Raw genomic sequence first — 16,534 nt, 5'->3', positions numbered from 1 at the left:
AGCATGTTGCTATGCTAATGATATGTTTCACTTTTTACCCAGATACCGACGCTGCGAGTGTATCGCAATGGCGTCATTCGTGGCACTTGTTGCAGGAAGAAAATATGTGTTTTGAGCTGCGTATTCCGCCCTTGTTGCTCTTTGTCCTGCTCGCCCTTGCCATGTGGCTGGGGCGAGGGGAGGAGAGGGGGAGCGGGTTTTTGCTGGTGCTGGCCACGGCGTTGCTGCTGGCGGGTACCGTGCTGGGGGGCGGGGCGCTGCTGCACTTTCGCCGGGAGCGTACCAGCGTCCATCCAATCCGCTTGCAGCAGAGCCGGGTGCTGGTGACCCGGGGGGTCTATCGTATCAGCCGCAACCCCATGTACCTGGGGCTGCTCTGTTGGTTGCTGGCGCTGGCCTGCTATCTCGGGGGCCCCTGGGTCTGGCTCGGGCCGCTGTTGTTGCTGGGCTGGCTCACCCGCTTTCAGATCCTGCCTGAGGAGCGCGCCCTGCGTGCCCGCTTCGGCATCAGCTATGTGCAGTACTGCCGGCGGGTGAGGCGCTGGTGCTGACCACCAAACGAAAAAAGGCCCGCAGTTGCGGGCCTTTTACTGGGGGGCGTTGACTCAAGCCTTGGCGAGTTCGCCCTCGGGCTGGGTCTCTCCCAGGCTGTCTTCGGTCTTGGCCACCACGCTGGCGGCGATGGCGTTGCCCAACACGTTGGTGGCGGAGCGACCCATGTCGAGGAAGTGGTCGATGCCGAGCAGCAGCAGTATGCCGGCCTCCGGGATCTGGAACTGGTTCAGGGTGGCGGCGATCACCACCAGGGAGGCGCGCGGTACCCCGGCCATCCCCTTGGAGGTGACCATCAGCAGCAGCAGCATGGTGATCTGCTGGGCCATGCTGAGCTCGATGCCATAGGCCTGGGCGATGAACATCACCGCGAAGGTGCAGTACATCATGGAGCCGTCCAGGTTGAAGGAGTAGCCCATGGGCAGCACGAAGCTGGCGATGCGCTTGTCACAGCCGAACTTCTCCAGCCTGTCCAGGGTCTTGGGATAGGCGGCCTCGGAGCTGGCGGTGGAGAAGGCGAGCAGTATGGGCTCGCGGATCATGGCCAGCAGGGTCAGGATGCGGCGGCGGATGAAGAGGCTGCCCATGGCGATGAGCAGCAGCCAGAGGCAGGCCAGGGCCAGGTAGAACTGGGCCATGAAGGTGCCATAGGTGGCGAGGATGCCGAGCCCTTCCTTGGCGACCATGGCGGCGATGGCGCCGAACACCGCGAAGGGGGCGAAGTTCATCACGTAGCCGGTCACCTTCAGCATGATCTCGGCGCTGCTTGCCATCAGCTTGACCACGGGTTTGGCGGCATCCCCCAGGGCGGCGGCGGCCAGCCCGAAGAAGAGGGAGAACACCACTATCTGCAGGATCTCGTTGGTGGCCATGGCTTCGATCACGCTTTTCGGGATGGCGTGGGTCACGAAGTCCTTGAGGGAGATGGCGGTGGCGGCCACCCCTGAGCTGGCGCCGTCATCGGGCAGGGAGAGGGAGAGGCCGACCCCGGGCTGCATCAGGTGCACCATCACCAGCCCCAGGGTCAATGACAGCAGGGAAGCCAGCATGAACCAGCCCAGGGTCTTGGCGCCGATGCGGCCCACGGTGCGGGTGTCGCCCATCTTGGCGATGCCGACCACCAGGGTAGTGAACACCAGGGGGGCGATGATCATCTTGATGAGGCGCAGGAAGATGTCGGTCAGTATGGTGATGTCACTGGCAAAGGTGGCGGCCTGGGCCGGGGCAAACAGGCGATAGCCTTGCCCGGTAAAAATGCCAAGCAACATCGCAATGAGGATGGCAACGGTCAATTTGTTCATTTTCATGGGGGGACAGTCTCGATATGTGCAGTGCCTGTGCAGGTGGGTGTGGTGCCACCTAAGTCCGTTTTTGTGATCCGGGCCATGGAATCCTGACAGCCGGTATGCTGGCAGCATGCCTAATCACGGAGGGGAAATCCAGCGACTTATATCAGAACTTTATGTTGCAATTAGTTGTATGTGATGTAGATCTTGTAAATTAATTATATTAATCACTGTTTATTTTCATCTTTGCCAGATAAATAGCTTCCAGGCTCTGGTCGTCCAATGGGGCTCTCCCGAGGGAGAAGATCAGCAGTGCCGAGGTGCGGTGCTCTACCTGCATCTCGTCCATGAAGGTGTCGGGTTCGTACTCATCGAAGCCGAACCGGGGACGGGTCGGGGTGACCCTGACCGCATCCCGCGACAGGGTCAGCGACTGCACCAGCACCCAGGCGTACCCCTGCGCCAGCGCCATCTCTCCCGCTCGCTTGAGCACGTACTTGCGGGCTGTCTCCCTGTCCACCAGATCGTTGCCCACAAACTCCAGCTGCCAGCGCGTCGCCCCGAGCTGGGTCTGGGAGAAGCCTGTCTGGCCGTTCCAGAAGGACTTTTCGCTGTCGTAGGCGGTGGCGCAGCCGCCGAGCAGCAGTGAGCCGCACAGGGCGAGGACGAACAAGAGGGGGGAGCTTGGTGACATGGTGCTGGCCCTTGGCTGAGAAGAGGTCACTACAGCACAACGCCCCCCAAGAGACAATCGCTGGCCTGGGTGCCGCCACGGGGAGGCAAAAAGAAAAGGCCTTGTCGTTTGACAAGGCCTTTCTCGGGGAATTTGGTCGGTGTGAGAGGATTCGAACCTCCGACCCTCTACACCCCATGCAGATGCGCTACCTGGCTGCGCTACACACCGACGGAGTCAGCTCGGCTGACCGGGAGGGAGTTTATGGAGATGCCCCGACCCTGTCAACAGGGGAAACCCCGCGCCGAGATCGTTTGCCTGCTTTGCGAGCAACTTCGGATCAAAGTGCGACCGGTTGCGCATTTTGTCAGCACCTTGCCGCCGTCTTGCATGAAAAACGGCCGCCCTGATGGGCGGCCGTTTGGTATCAGCGATGACCGGCTTAGCGGTTGAAGGTGAGCCGCTTGCCCAATACCTGATCGGTGACCTGACCGTTCTGCCAGGCGATCTGGCCGTTAACCAGCGTCATCTCTATGGTGCTCTGGAAGCGGTAGCCGTTGAAGGGAGACCAGCCACACAGGTAGAGCAGGTTGCTGTCGTTGACCACATAGGGCTTGCCGAGATCCAGCAGCACCAGGTCTGCGAAGTAGCCCTCGCGGATGTAGCCGCGATCCTGCACCTGGAAGCGCTCGGCCACCGCATGGGAGGTCTTCTTGACGATGGTTTCCAGCGAGAAGACGCCGTTGTGGTAGAGCTCCAGCAGCGCCTGCAGGGAGTGCTGCACCAGGGGCACGCCGGACGGCGCCTTGAAGTAGCTGTTCTGCTTCTCTTCCCAGGTGTGGGGGGCGTGATCGGTGGCGATGATGTCGAGCACATCGTTGCGTACCGCATCCAGCAGGGCGTGCTGGTCGGCGGCGCTCTTCACCGCCGGGTTGCACTTGATCTGGCTGCCCAGGGTGTCGTAGTCCGCCTCGTTGAAGAACAGATGATGGACGCACACCTCGGCGGTGATGTTCTTGTCCTTGAGATCCTTCAGATCCGGGGTGGCGGTGAAGAGCGACAGCTCCTTGGCCGTGGTCAGGTGCAGCACGTGCAGCTTGGCACCATACTGCTTCGCCAGCCCCACCGCCATACTGGAGGATTTGTAGCAGGCGTCGGCGCTGCGAATGCGGCCGTGCTCGCGCATGGGCACATCCTCGCCCCACTTGGCGCGGGCCTCGTCTTCCAGCACCTTGATGGTGGGGGTGTCCTCGCAGTGGGTGACGATCATCACCGGGCTCTCGCGGAAGATCGCCGCCAGTGTCTCCTGGTTGTCCACCAGCATGTTGCCGGTGGAGGCCCCCATGAAGATCTTGATGCCACAGGACTGCTTGGGATCGAGCTTCTTGATCTCTTCCAGGTTGTCGTTGGTGGCACCGAGGTAGAAGCTGTAGTTGGCGGCGGCGGAGTTGGCGGCTATCTGGTATTTGGCTTCGAGGGCGTCGATGGTGGTGGTCTGGGGATTGACGTTGGGCATTTCCATGAAACTGGTGGTGCCACCGGCGACGGCGGCCCGGGATTCACTGGCGATGGTCCCCTTGTGGGTCAGGCCAGGTTCCCGGAAATGGACCTGATCATCGATCATCCCGGGGATGAGGTGACGGCCTGCGGCATCGATCACCACGGCATCGGGGGCGCTGATGTCCGGGGCGATGCGGGCGATCCGCTCACCCTCGATCAAGACGTCGGAAGCATAGATGCGGCCTTCGTTGACCAGGGTGGCATTCTTGATAAGCAATTTGTTCATGGGGGGTTCCAGTTCCTTTGCCGATAATCCGGGGTCATAATATCGCAAACTGCACTTTCTCTGTAGCAAGGCCTGAGTGATGAAGTTATTTGTTAGAGATTTGACTGTGATCGATTCCAGCTTTCTGTGCGAGCGTCGCGGCATGGTAGGGGAGAGCTGGCTGGTGGACATCGAGATGAGCGGCGAGCTCAACGAGATGAGCATGCTGCTGGATTTTGGCCGGGTGAAGAAGCTCGTCAAGTCGATCATCGATGAAGAGGTGGATCACAAGCTGCTGGTGCCGGCCGAGAGCGGCCTGGTGCACATCCACCCCCTGGATAACGACGAGTGCACAGTGGATCTGCTGCGCCCGGGTCGCTCCATCCACCTGCGCTGCCCGGCCCAGGGGTTTGCCTTCATTCCCGCCCCCCAGGTGGACAAGGAGTCGGTGACCCGCTATCTGCTGGCGGTGCTGGCCAAGCGCTTGCCTGGCAACATCAAGGATCTCTCCCTGACCCTGCGTCAGGAGAAGATCGAGGGCGCCTTCTACCACTACAGCCATGGTCTGAAGAAGCACGACGGCAACTGCCAGCGCATCGCCCACGGCCATCGCTCTCCGGTCGAGATAGAGGTGGACGGGGCGCGCAACGAGGAGCTGGAGCTGAACTGGGCCGAGCGCTGGGCCGACATCTACCTCGGTACCCTGGAGGACAAGGTGGCCCTCTCCGAGCTGGCGTTGAGCGAGCTGGCCAAGGCCGAGCTGGGAGAGCATCACCTCGGCTTCAAGTACACAGCGCCCCAGGGGCTGTTCCAGCTCGCCATGCCGGCCGCCGAGGTGGAGATGATCGACACCGACACCACCATAGAGCTGCTGGCCCACTACATTGCCCGCGAAGTGAAAAAGCAGGTGGGGGACAAGTTCGTCAAGATTGTCGCCTATGAAGGGGTCGGCAAGGGCGCCATCGCGTACGCCTGATCCCCAGGCGCAAGCCGCAATAAAAACGAGGCCCCGCATCTGCGGGGCCTCGTCGTTTCACTGCCGTGGCTCAGGGGTCTCAGGCGCTAAGCCGGAAGCGCTGCACCAGCCCCTCCTGCTGCTCGGCCAGGCTGTCGAGCTGCTGGCTGGTCTCGGCGACCCGCTCTATGCCCTGATAGTTGAGATCCGAGATGTCGGAGATGCGGTTGAGGTTGGTGGCGATGTCGGCGCTGGTGGCCTGCTGCTGCTCGGCGGCGGAGGCTATCTGGCTCGACATGTCGCTGATGAGCACCACTATGCCCTGCACCTCCTCCATGGCGTTGTTCGCCTGGGAGCTCTGATCCACACAGCTGTCCATCTCGCGGGAGCACTCCTGCATCACGTTGACCGCCCGGGCGACCCCCTGCTGCAGGTTCTCTATCATGGTCTGGATCTCGCTGGTGGACTGGGCGGTGCGACCGGCCAGGTTGCGCACCTCGTCCGCCACCACCGCAAAGCCGCGGCCCTGTTCGCCGGCGCGGGCCGCCTCTATGGCGGCGTTGAGGGCCAGCAGGTTGGTCTGCTCGGCGATGCCGCGGATGACGTCGAGGATGTTGCCAATCTGGCCGCTCATGGCGCTCACGTCGCCGATCACCTTGCCGGTCTGCTGCAGCTTGCCCGCCAGCTGATGGGTGGTGGTGATGTTGCCTGCCATCACCTTGCGGCCCATCTCGGAGGCTTTCTCCACGTCCTGCACCCGCTCCAGGGTCTGGTTGGCGGCCTGCGCCACCTCCCGCACCGAAGCTTCCATCTGGGTCATGGCGGCGGCGACCGAGGCGGTCTCCTGACGCTGTTTCTCCAGATCCGCGCGCACCGATTCGGTAGTGTGGCGGTTGTCGTGGGCGGCGCTGTTGAGCTGGGTCGAGGCCTGGGAGAGCTGCCTGAGCACGTCTCCCATCTGCTGGATCAGCAGGTTGATCTGGCTGCCGAGCTGGCCGAACTCGTTCTGGCTCTTGAAGCCGACCCGTTGGGTCATGTCACCCTGGGTCACCTCGGTCAGTACCCGCAGCAGCTCTTTCAGGGGGCGGCGTATGGCCTTGCCGAGGGTAAAGGCCACCAGTATGGCGACGAAGATGGCGATGACTATGCTGATCCCCTGGGTCAGGGTGCTCTGGGTCTGCACCCGATCGGAGGCCTTGATGCTGGCGTTCATCAGCTGCTGGCTCTGGGCGGTGATCCCCTCCAGCTTGTTCTGGATGCTGACGATGAGCTGGCTCGCCTGTTTGCTCTGCTCGCGCATGGTCTGTTGCTGCTTCATCAGCGCCAGGTACTGGGCGAGCACCCCTTCGGTGGCGGTGGTGTCGCGCACGAAGCCATGGACGTAGTGGCCCATGTTGTTGTCAAAGTCCTTGAGCTCCCCTTGCAGATCCTTGATGGTGCTGTTGAAGCCCTCGATCTGCATCCTGTTGCGCTTGAGCGCCGCTTCGATGGGGGCGGGGATGCTCTGGTTGAGGGCATCCATGGTAGAGAGCTCGATGGCGGAGAGCTTGGTGGTCAGGGTCTCGGAGAGCATTTTGATGAAGCTGTCGTCGACGGTGACCATCATGTCGCCGAGGTTCTTCTTGAACTGGGGCAGGCTGACCTGGAACTGGCCCTTGGCCTGGTTGACCTTGTGCAGCCGGGTGAGCAGGGCTTCGTGCTCGGTGGGCAGGGTCTGGGTCAGCTGCAGGTAGTCGGCCACCAGCTTGCCGAGGGCGGTCATCTCCCCCTGCAATTCGGGGTGCACCGCCACCTGCTGCCTGAGGGAAGTCAGCATCTTGTCGACCTGACCCTTGGCCTGCTGCAGCTCGGCCACTTCCGCCGGCAGTTGCTTGGGATCCTGCTCGGTCAGCACGTCGGTGAGCCACTTGTTGGCGCTGAGCAGGCTGATCTGGGTCTGGCTGCTGGCGATCACCAGCGGCATGGACTCTTGTGTTACCTGGTCCAGGGCATCGTTGAGTTCGCTCTGGCCGCGAAAGGTCAGTACCGCGCTGGCGACCATGACGGCGACCAGGATGGCAAAGCCCAGATAGACTCTCTGTAAGATCGAGAGGTCTGACATTGTTTGTTTCATTATTGTCCCGCTGTCTATGCAAAAGTCCCTTGCCTGAGTACCCCGTCCCTTTGGTACCCTGCATGCCCCCACGGGGAATGCCGCTGGGGTACTCGGGACGTCATCCTCACTATCGGTATTCTTCACAATAACTGAAGTGATTGGGACAACGGCTGTGTCAAATGTCGGCTTGTGTCACACTTGGCGGGCTGTGGCGACATTTTTGGGAGTCGCTTGAGTTTTGCATTGAATTTTCTTTTTCATATAAAGGAGTTACCCATGGCGCAAGAAACCATTTTCAGCAAAATCATCCGCAAGGAGATCCCCGCCGACATCCTTTATCAAGACGATCTGGTGACCGCCTTCCGCGACATCCAGCCCAAGGCCAAGACCCACATACTGATAGTGCCGAACGTGCTCATTCCCACGGTCAACGACGTGGAAGCGGATCACGAGCTGGCGCTCGGCCGCATGTTCACCGTGGCCCGCAAGCTGGCGGCGGATGCCGGGATCGCCGAGGACGGCTACCGCCTCATCATGAACTGCAACCGCCACGGCGGGCAGGAGGTCTACCACATCCACCTGCACCTGGTGGGTGGCCAGCCGCTGGGACCCCTGCTCAGCCTGTGATGCGTCCCGCCTCATTGACCGGCCTGCTGTTGGCCGGTCTGCTGCTGGGAGGCTGCGCCTCCCGCTGGCAAGATCTCTTCGTCTCCTATTCCGATCAGATGGTGCCCCTGCGCAACCAGCTGCTGCTGGGTCATGCCGCCGAGGCCCTGCCGAAGGTGCGGGAATCGACCCCGGGGGACGACACCTATGTGCTGGATCAGCTTGAGAGAGGGCGCATCGCCTGGCTGGCGGGTCAGGATGCGATCAGTAAGCAAGGCTTTGCCGCCGCCGACAGCCGGCTCGCCTGGGAGGACAATCAGGCCCGGTATCGCCTGAGCCAGGGGCTGGCCCAGGCGGGCAGCCTGCTCACCAACGATCAGACCATGGCTTACCGGGCGCCGGACTACGAGCGCACCATGCTGCACCACTATCTGGCGCTGAACTACCTGCAACGGGGGGATGCCGAAGGGGCCCTGGTGGAGGTGCGCCGCGCCAACCAGGTGCAGGAGCGGGCGCTCAAGGCGCGGGCCGACGAGGTGCGCAAGGCGAAGGAAAAGAGCGAAGAATCAGAAGCCGAAGGGGAGATGCGCCAGCTGATGTCGCGCGGGGCACCGGAGCTCGATCGCCTGATAGGGCAGGTGAAAAACGGTTTCCAGAACGCCTACACCTTCTATTTCTCCGGCGTGCTCTATGAGGCGGCCGGGGATCTCAACGACGCCTGGGTCGACTATCAGCGAGGCTACCAGATAGCGCCGGACAACCAGAGCCTGCAGGATGCCTTGCTGCGCCTGGCCCAGCTTCGCGGCTCGCCCGATGAGCTCAAGGAGACCGAGAAGAAGGTGGGTCGCAAGGCGCCGCCACTGGCCAAGGATCAGGGCCAGCTGGTGGTGCTGTTTGAAGATGGCCTGATCCCGGCGCGGCGGGAGATCTTCCTGCCGCTGCCCATCTCCACCTCCAGCGGCGATTTTCGTACCTTTACCGTGGCGGTACCCTATTACGACAACAGGGCCAGCGACACAGGCCCGCTGACGGTGTCGGTGGGCAAGCAGGCCGGGCGGACCAGCTCGCTGGTGCGACTCGAAGCGCTGGCGGCCAAGGATCTGCAGGAGCAGCTGCCCGGCATGCTGACCCGTCAGGCGCTGCGGCTGGTGGCCAAGGAGCAGTTGCGCCGCAGCGCCGCCAAGGAGGGGGGTGATGTGGGCAATATACTGGTGGGCATTTTCAACACCCTCTCTGAGCGGGCCGATACCCGCAGCTGGCTGACCCTGCCCGCCGAGGCATCGAGCTGGCAGGGAGTGTTGCCGGCCGGGGAGGTGCAACTCCGGCTGGGGGCGGGCAGCGCCATGCGCACACTCCCCCTCACAGTGCATGCCGGGCGCACCACCCTGGTCTGGGTGCAGCGCCTCGGCGCGGGCCTGAGCACCCGGGTGATGCCCCTATGAGTGCCCCTTTGGGCAAGGATCACAGACTGACCGGTTCGGCCCCTCGGCCACCGGCAAGGAGAACAAGATGAAAGCACATGGCTTGGCCCTTGGGCTGGTACTGCTGCTGGCGGGGTGCGCCACCAATACGTCCGGCGTGGCGCTCTATGGCGCGGCCGGGGCGGCGGCGGTGCAGGAGCAGCACCAGAATGTCAACGTCACCCTGACCGAACTCAGCCGCCGTCAGCAAAACGGCCTGCTGCAGGTCAACGTGGCCGCCGCCAGCACCCAGCGTGGCGACAACAAGCTGCAATACCTGTTCTATTGGTATGATGAGGCCGGGCAGGAGGTGGCCAGCGATGGTCGCGGCTGGACCCCCATCAAGCTGCACGGCTACCAGACCCGCACCCTGTCAGCCCTGGCGCCGAGTCCGGCCGCCCGGGGCTACCGGATTTACGTACGCGAAGTGATTGAGGAATCGAACTGATGAGAATGAACCATGCCTTGCTGATATTGACCGCCGCCTTGCTGCTCGGCGGCTGCTCCAGCACCACCGTCAGCTATGGCGATCCCACCGAGACAGAGACGGTGACGGTGGATTACGGCTCCTCCGACTTGCAGGCCATCGCCGACAAGATGGCGGACTCCATGCTGGCCTCACCGGTCACCGGCGAAATCACCGCAGGGGGCCGTCCCGTGATGTTCATGGACTCCATCCGCAACAAGACCTCGGAGCACATCGACACCGAGGCCATCACGGACACCATCCGCACCAAGCTGCTGCGCGCCGGCAAGTTCCGCTTCGTCGACATGAGCAAGGTGAGCGCGGTCAAGCAGCAGCTCGAGTACCAGCAGAGCAGCGGCATGGTGGATCCCGCCTCCATGGTGCGCCTGGGCAAGCAGACCGGCGCCCGCTACATGGTCTATGGCAACCTGGCCAGCATCGTCAAGGACAATGGCAAGGTGAAGGACGTCTACTACCAGATGACCATGAACCTGATGGATCTGGAGAACGGCGAGCTGCTGTGGGCCGATCAGAAAGAGATCCGCAAGCAGGCGAAGACCTCCACCTTTGGCTGGTGAGGTGACCCGGCAGCAGGGGGATCTGGCGGAGCTGAGTCTGCTGGCCAGCCTGCCGGCCCCCTGGCACCAGGGGCGCCTTGAGCCACTGGCGAGCGGCCTGACCAACGGCAACTACCGGCTGTATCTGCCCTCGGGGCAGAGCGGCTTCCTGCGGCGCGGCCACCCGGATCCGGTCCGGCTCGGCATCGATCGCGCCACCGAGTGGCAGCTCTATCAGGGGGCCGTGGGGCGGGGGCTGGCCTTGCCCTGTCATCACGGCGATCCCGCCACCGGCCTGATGCTGCTGGACTGGTGCGACGAGCCGAACTGGCAGGTGGCACCACCGCCGCTGGAGGCACAACCACGGCTGCTGGCCGAGGTGCTGAGGCGGCTGCACCGACTGGCACTGCCCGCCGTGGTGATGGCGGTGCGGGCCCACAGCGCCGGCTATCGGCAGCGCCTGGCCCAGGTGCCCCCCTGGTTGCCGGCGCTGGAGCGGGCCCTGCTCGCGAGCCGCGAGCCGGACAACTGCTGGCTCCCTTGCCATCATGATCTCAATCCGGCTAACTTGTTGGGCCACAGGCCCTGGGTCATCGACTGGGAGTATGGCGCCGCCGGTCATCCTGGCTTCGAGCTGGCCAGCATACAGCGCACCCATGGTTGGAGCGAAGAGCTGCGGTGCCAGTTGGAGAGCTGCTATCTTGAAGGCAGGGGAGGCGCTCATAAGCTGCTCAATGGCAAGGGATTCCAGGCCGATGCCTTCCTGCCCTGGGTCGATTACATCGGCCTGCTGTGGGCGCTGCTGATGGCGGAGCAGCAACCCGGGCCCGACTATCAGGCCCTCATCGACACGAACCGCCAGCGCCTGGAATGAGATAGGCCAGAGGCCAGCGCGACGCTTATTTTCTACGACTTGGAGGCATGCATGGTGACCAGATTCTCATGGCGTCAACCCCGCAGCTGGAGCCTGCTGCTGCTCTGCCTGCTGATGACCGGCTGCGCGACCCGGGTGATCTACTACTGGCTCGACTCGGCCATCGTCTGGCAACTGGACGACTACTTCTCCCTGGACCGCAGCCAGAAGACCCTGCTGGACAGGGAGGTGAAGGGGCTGATGGCCTGGCATCGCCAACACGAGCTGCCCATCTATGCCCGGGATCTCGATGCCTTGGCGAGGGCAGTGGCCAGCCCCATGACCCCGCCCCAGGTCACCCTGCACCTGGACCGCACCCAGGCCAGCCTGACCCGCACCCTGGAGAACGCCATTCCCCGCACAGTGCGCCTCGCCAGCACCCTGACCGATGCCCAGGTGGCGCGCTTCATGACCGATAGAGTGAAACGCCAGCAGGAGCGCAAGCATGATTTCGCCACCGAGCCCAAGGTGCAGATGCTCAAGGAGTTCAGAGAGAAGATGAGCGAGCGGCTGGTGTTCTGGATTGGCAAGGTGAAGCCGGCCCAGGAGCCGCTCATTGCCCAATGGGCCGAGTGGCAATACGAGATGATGCCCCCCTGGCTCGAGTTCCAGGAGGCCTGGACCAAGGAGCTGGAGCGGCTGATGAAGCAGCGCCAGGATCCGGAATTCGGCAGGGAGCTGACCCGGCTGCTGCAACAGGGGGACGGCCTGATGGATGGTCGCTTCACCGGTTACACCGACCAGTCACGCCAGCGCACCATACAGTGGCTCAGCGCCCTCAGCCAGTCGATGGATCTCTCCCAGCGCGCCCACCTCTACACCCTGCTCAAGGACTATGCCGAGGACTTCGACGCCATGACCCGCAGCCGCTGACGGCCGCGATCCGCACCGCAAGGGCGGCAGGCGTCATGGCCTGCCGCCCTTGTCCTTGTGGGGGGGCTATGGTAGTTTGCCCTTTCTATTATTCGGGAATTAACTTTTTGAGCCTGCTGGACAAAGTGAAACTGGCGGCGATGACCCTGCTCATCGCGCTCACTCTGCTGCTCTCTACCGTTTCGGTGGAGGGGCTCAAGGTACCCGCTTCCCAGCACGCCGCCCAGCTGATGGGGGAGGCCGCGGATCCCGCCGACGGCGCCCAGATGAACCACGGCGCCAGCGACAGCGACGACGGTGTCGTCAAGTTTGTCGGCTCCCACCAGAGCCACCTGCTGCGCCTCGAGCACTCCCTGAGCCGGGATCATCAGCCCGGCAGCGTGGTCTACGAGCTCGTCATGAGCTGGGCCCAGCAGGCCATACTGCTGCTGCTGTGCGGCCTGCTGCTCTATGCCGCCCTCTTCTACCCGAGGACGAGCTTTCGCGATCACTTCGCCAGCATCCACCGGCGCCGCCTGCAGCGCCGGCACCTGCAATACCGCTTCTCCCAGAGCTTCCTCGCCTGACCCCGATGGGGTCAGTCTGCCTGCTGTTGCCCCATCTTCTCTCTGTTGCTGTTCACTTTTAGTGAACGGCTAGGCTGTCTTGTTTCATTTTTTTGCACGGTGCGACCCGGCGTCGCCCTTGCCATCGCCTGACAGAGGCCGATTTCATGAGAAAAAAGAGTCATACCATACTGAACCGCATGAGCCCGTGGCAGTACGCCCTGCTGCTGCTGATGCTGCTCACCTTCACCTTCTATTCCCTGCCCACCTTCTTCGGTGAGCAGCCCTCTCTGGGCCTCCATGGCCAGACCCGCCTGAGCGAGGCGCAGCAGCGCCTGCTGCAGGAGCACCAGATAGCGCCCCAGAAGCAGATCGAGCAGAAGGAACGGGTCGAACTGGTGTTCGCCACCCAGGCCGAGCAGCAGCGGGCCAAGCAGTTGCTGGAGCAGCAGGGGGTGGACAGCGCGGCCCTCACCCTGGAGTTTCACTCCAATGCCCCGACCTGGATAAGCCAGCTCGGCGCCGATCCCATCAAGCTCGGGCTGGACTTGCGCGGCGGCTCCCAGCTGCTGATCGGGGTCGATGTGGACTTTGTCATCGATAACCAGACCAAGAACCTGGTGGATACCCTGCGCACCCGCTTCCGTGAGGCCAACCTGCGCGGCGCCAGCGTGATGCGCACCGCCCAGGGGGCCCTGGCCGTCACCCTGCCGGACGTCGACGGGCAGGAGGGCTGGCTCACTATCATCAAGGAGAGTGCCGGCACCCGTCAGGATCAGTGGAAGCTCTCCCGCTCCGGCAATGAGCTCAAGCTGGTGCTGAGCGAATCTGAGCGCACCCTGCTGGTGAACAACGCCGTGACCCAGAACCTGTCGATCCTCAAGAAACGGATCAACGAGCTTGGCATCGTCGAGGCCTCGGTCCAGCGTCAGGGTCAGGACGGCATCCGCATCGAGCTGCCCGGGGTGCACAACCCCAAGCAGGCGAAAGAGGTGATAGGCGCCACCGCGTCCCTGGCCTTCTACGAGGCCAAGGCCGACAGCCGCTTCTTCATGGCGGATCGCAACGGCCAGGCGGTCGGTCTGGCCCGCAAGCCGGTGCTGAGCGGCGAGCACATCGTCGATGCCCGCGCCAACATGGGGGAGATGGGTCAGCCCCAGGTCAACATAGTGCTCGACACCCTGGGTGGCAGCAAGATGAACCAGTTCAGCCGCCAGCACGTGGGCAAGCCCATGGCCACCGTCTTCACCGAGTACAAGACCAACGCCGAGGGCAAGCTGCGGGCCAGAAGCGAGGTGATCAACGTCGCCACCATCCAGACCGCCCTTGGCAACCAGTTCCGCATCACAGGGATTGGCAGCCTGCCGGAGGCCCAGGAGCTCGCCATGCTGCTGCGGGCCGGCGCCCTCACGGCGCCGCTGAAGATCCTGGAGGAGCGCTCAATAGGCCCGACCTTGGGGCTGCAGAACATAGAGGCGGGCTTCACCGCCCTGGCGTTCGGCATGGCGGGCATGATGCTGTTCATGATGGCCTGGTATCGCAAGTTCGGCTGGGTCGCCATCACGGCGCTCATCGGCAACCTGCTGATGCAGGTGGGGATGCTGGCGGTGCTGCCCGGCGCCGTGCTGACCTTGCCCGGGATCGCCGGTCTGGTGCTGACGGTGGGCATGGCGGTGGACACCCATGTGCTCATCTTCGAGCGGATCAAGGACAGGCTGCGGGAGGGGGGCTCGTTGGCCAACGCCATCGACTTTGGCTATCGCTCGGCGTTTCGCACCATCTTCGATGCCAACATCACCACCCTCATCTGCGCCGTGGTGCTCTATGCCATCGGCTCAGGGCCGCTGCAGGGCTTCTCCATCACCCTGATCCTGGGGCTCATCTCCAGCATGGTGACCGGCATCTGGGGCACCCGCGCCATCATCAACCCCCTGTGGGGCAACAGCCGCGCCAAGCTGCTGAGGGTATGACCATGACTGACACCCATTGCCTGCGTCATAGCACCGCGCGTCCGAGCGAGCTCGGCGCCACTTGCTTCCGGTTGGGAAGCCCAAGCCATCTGCTGTCGAGGGAAGAAGAATGCTGAGAATGATCATTGCCATGGGCCTGACCCGCTGGCGTTACATCGGGATGTGGGCCTCGGTGCTGCTGACGGTGGCGAGCATCGCCGTGCTCGCCATCAACGGGCTCTCCCTTGGGCTCGACTTCACCGGCGGCATACTGCTGGAGTTTCGCATCCAGACCCTGAAGGAGGCCCATGAGCTCAACGCCCTGCTGAGCGCCCCCCTGGCCGGGGCGGTGGAGCTGCACGGCGCCGGCGTGCCCGGCGAGTGGCTCATCAAGCTGCCTCCCCACGAGCTGCCCTGGGCGGCGGAAGATCTGGCGACCATGCTGGGGCAGCAACTCGCCCTGCCGGTGGAGCTGCTGCGCACCACCATAGTGGGCCCCCAGGTGGGCGCCGAGCTGTTCCAGCAGGGGATGCTGGCGGTGCTGGTGGCCTCCCTCGCCATCTCCGCCTATCTCGCGGTGCGCTTCGAGTGGCGCCAGGCCATCGGCATCCTGGTCTCTGTGCTGCACGACGGTCTGGTGGCCCTGGGGCTGCTGGCGCTGTTCAATATCGAGTTCGACCTCAACGTCATCGCCGGGCTGATGGCGGTGATCGGCTACTCGCTCAACGACAGCATCGTCATCTCGGACCGGCTGCGGGACCTGCTCGGCTCGCGCACCCAGATGGGGATACACCAGTGTTCCGATGTGGCCATCAAGGCCACCTTCAGTCGCACCATGATCACCTCCGGCACCACATTGTTCACGGTGGGGGCCCTGCTGCTGTTCGGGGGGGACGCCCTGTTCGGCTTCTCCTTCACCCTGTTCGCCGGCATCCTAGTGGGCACCATCTCCTCCATCACTGTGGCTTCCACTGTGCAGGAGCTGCTGGGGCTCTCCCCCCAGGCTTACCAGAAGAAGGAGGAGGATCTGGCCGAGGCGGCCTGATCCACTTGTCACCCCTTGCATGCAAAACGGGCCCACTGGGCCCGTTTTTTTATGCGCCTTTGGCGGAGCGGCTCAGAAGCCGGAGCCGGGCTGGTGCAGGAACCCTGTCTCTGCCGTGCAGGGGATGCTGGGGCGCTCCCTCCAGGCCTGCCAGAAGAAAGAGGCGGCTCTGGCCGGGGAGGCCTGATGCCCTAGAAGCCAGAGCCCGGTTGCTGCAAAAACTCGGCCTCCTCCGGGGTGCTGGTGCGCCCCAGGATGGCGTTGCGATGGGGGAAGCGGCCAAAGCGCTGGATGATCACCTGATGGCGGCGGGCGAAGTCGGCGAATCCCTCGAAGGTCTCCCGGGCAGGGCCGTCCGCCTGCTCGGCCGCCAGTGCCTCGAACAGGGCCACGCTTCTGGCCTGCTGCTCCCGGGACTCAGCATGTTCCAGCGGCAGGTAGAAGAAGACCCGCGCCAGCGGGGAGAGGGCCTTGTCCGCGCCAAGGGACAGGCCCCTGAGGCAGAGATCCCGGGCCTTGGCATCCTGGGCAAAGGCCGCGGGCATGGCGCGATGTATGTTGCGCGGCAACTGGTCCAGCAGCAGGATCAGCGCCAGCCTGCCCACCGGCACCTCGGCCCAGTGGGCGAGCTCGCCTTCTGCGGCGGCTTGTGCCTGCTCGCCAAAGCGGTGCGCCAGCAGCGCGTCCGTCTCGCTGCTTTTGCCCCACCAGAGGGGGGCTTGCCGGGCGGCGCGGGGGGCATCGCCTGAGTCGTCGCCAAACCAGAAATCGAGCAGAGGTTGCCAGGGTTGCAT

Annotated in this window: 16 protein-coding genes and 1 tRNA gene; 11 read left to right on the top strand and 6 right to left on the bottom strand. The window is 63.6% G+C overall.

The annotated features are described in order from the left end of the window. Positions 1 to 104 precede the first annotated feature (104 nt). Positions 105 to 551 carry a methyltransferase family protein gene (locus WIR04_RS12765; RefSeq protein ID WP_338887382.1) on the top strand — a complete coding sequence of 149 codons (447 nt, stop codon included), beginning with the start codon at positions 105 to 107 and terminating at the stop codon, positions 549 to 551. 54 nt (positions 552 to 605) lie between these two features. Here WIR04_RS12765 and WIR04_RS12760 read toward each other — a convergent pair whose 3' ends face one another. The 4 genes from WIR04_RS12760 to WIR04_RS12745 form a co-directional block, all read right to left on the bottom strand. Continuing rightward, positions 606 to 1,859, bottom strand: coding sequence for a dicarboxylate/amino acid:cation symporter (locus WIR04_RS12760; protein ID WP_025326569.1), 1,254 nt, complete (start codon positions 1,857 to 1,859; stop codon positions 606 to 608). Between the two features lie 202 nt (positions 1,860 to 2,061). After that, on the bottom strand, positions 2,062 to 2,532 hold the full coding sequence (locus WIR04_RS12755) for a CC0125/CC1285 family lipoprotein (protein WP_338887380.1): 471 nt from the start codon (positions 2,530 to 2,532) through the stop codon (positions 2,062 to 2,064). A gap of 133 nt (positions 2,533 to 2,665) precedes the next feature. Then, positions 2,666 to 2,742: transfer RNA gene (locus tag WIR04_RS12750), tRNA-Pro, on the bottom strand. 211 nt (positions 2,743 to 2,953) lie between these two features. Next, complete coding sequence (locus WIR04_RS12745; RefSeq protein ID WP_025326571.1) at positions 2,954 to 4,297, bottom strand: dihydroorotase; 1,344 nt, start codon at positions 4,295 to 4,297, stop codon at positions 2,954 to 2,956. A 79-nt stretch (positions 4,298 to 4,376) separates the two neighbouring features. Between WIR04_RS12745 and WIR04_RS12740 the strand changes: the two genes are divergently transcribed. Beyond that, entirely contained in the window at positions 4,377 to 5,252 is an 876-nt protein-coding gene (locus WIR04_RS12740) for a 6-pyruvoyl trahydropterin synthase family protein (RefSeq protein ID WP_338887378.1), read from the top strand. 79 nt (positions 5,253 to 5,331) lie between these two features. Here WIR04_RS12740 and WIR04_RS12735 read toward each other — a convergent pair whose 3' ends face one another. After that, a complete protein-coding gene (locus tag WIR04_RS12735) occupies positions 5,332 to 7,344 on the bottom strand; it encodes a methyl-accepting chemotaxis protein (RefSeq protein WP_338887376.1) in 2,013 nt (670 codons plus the stop codon). 258 nt (positions 7,345 to 7,602) lie between these two features. On the opposite strand from WIR04_RS12735, the gene hinT reads away from it, so the two are divergent. The 9 genes from hinT to secF all read left to right on the top strand — a co-directional run bounded on the left by hinT (position 7,603) and on the right by secF (position 15,740). Then, positions 7,603 to 7,953, top strand: a complete 351-nt coding sequence (hinT, locus tag WIR04_RS12730; RefSeq protein WP_025326574.1) for a purine nucleoside phosphoramidase — start codon at positions 7,603 to 7,605, stop codon at positions 7,951 to 7,953. Beyond that, positions 7,953 to 9,374 (top strand): hypothetical protein, encoded by a 1,422-nt coding sequence (locus tag WIR04_RS12725; protein WP_338887374.1) that lies wholly within the window; start codon positions 7,953 to 7,955, stop codon positions 9,372 to 9,374. The genes hinT and WIR04_RS12725 overlap by 1 nt, the downstream gene beginning before the upstream one ends. Before the next feature lie 67 nt (positions 9,375 to 9,441). Then, positions 9,442 to 9,840 carry a YcfL family protein gene (locus WIR04_RS12720; protein ID WP_338887372.1) on the top strand — a complete coding sequence of 133 codons (399 nt, stop codon included), beginning with the start codon at positions 9,442 to 9,444 and terminating at the stop codon, positions 9,838 to 9,840. Next, positions 9,840 to 10,436, top strand: coding sequence for a penicillin-binding protein activator LpoB (gene lpoB / locus WIR04_RS12715; protein ID WP_338887370.1), 597 nt, complete (start codon positions 9,840 to 9,842; stop codon positions 10,434 to 10,436). The genes WIR04_RS12720 and lpoB overlap by 1 nt, the downstream gene beginning before the upstream one ends. After that, the gene (locus WIR04_RS12710; protein WP_338887368.1) at positions 10,426 to 11,289 is read left to right on the top strand and encodes a phosphotransferase; all 864 of its coding nucleotides are present in this window, start codon (positions 10,426 to 10,428) and stop codon (positions 11,287 to 11,289) included. The genes lpoB and WIR04_RS12710 overlap by 11 nt, the downstream gene beginning before the upstream one ends. Positions 11,290 to 11,340: 51 nt before the next feature. Further along, positions 11,341 to 12,201 (top strand): DUF6279 family lipoprotein, encoded by an 861-nt coding sequence (locus tag WIR04_RS12705; protein WP_338887366.1) that lies wholly within the window; start codon positions 11,341 to 11,343, stop codon positions 12,199 to 12,201. 68 nt (positions 12,202 to 12,269) lie between these two features. Continuing rightward, complete coding sequence (locus tag WIR04_RS12700; protein WP_168234814.1) at positions 12,270 to 12,767, top strand: hypothetical protein; 498 nt, start codon at positions 12,270 to 12,272, stop codon at positions 12,765 to 12,767. 146 nt (positions 12,768 to 12,913) lie between these two features. After that, positions 12,914 to 14,716 carry a protein translocase subunit SecD gene (gene secD / locus WIR04_RS12695; RefSeq protein ID WP_338887364.1) on the top strand — a complete coding sequence of 601 codons (1,803 nt, stop codon included), beginning with the start codon at positions 12,914 to 12,916 and terminating at the stop codon, positions 14,714 to 14,716. A 109-nt stretch (positions 14,717 to 14,825) separates the two neighbouring features. After that, complete coding sequence (gene secF, locus WIR04_RS12690; protein WP_303805635.1) at positions 14,826 to 15,740, top strand: protein translocase subunit SecF; 915 nt, start codon at positions 14,826 to 14,828, stop codon at positions 15,738 to 15,740. A gap of 191 nt (positions 15,741 to 15,931) precedes the next feature. Here secF and WIR04_RS12685 read toward each other — a convergent pair whose 3' ends face one another. Further along, the gene (locus tag WIR04_RS12685) at positions 15,932 to 16,534 is read right to left on the bottom strand and encodes a DUF924 family protein (protein WP_338887360.1); all 603 of its coding nucleotides are present in this window, start codon (positions 16,532 to 16,534) and stop codon (positions 15,932 to 15,934) included.

The organism is Aeromonas rivipollensis (assembly GCF_037811135.1).
Classification (GTDB): domain Bacteria; phylum Pseudomonadota; class Gammaproteobacteria; order Enterobacterales; family Aeromonadaceae; genus Aeromonas; species Aeromonas rivipollensis.
Note: the sequence above shows the minus strand (reverse complement) of the source record. Positions and strands in the feature narration are given on the sequence as shown.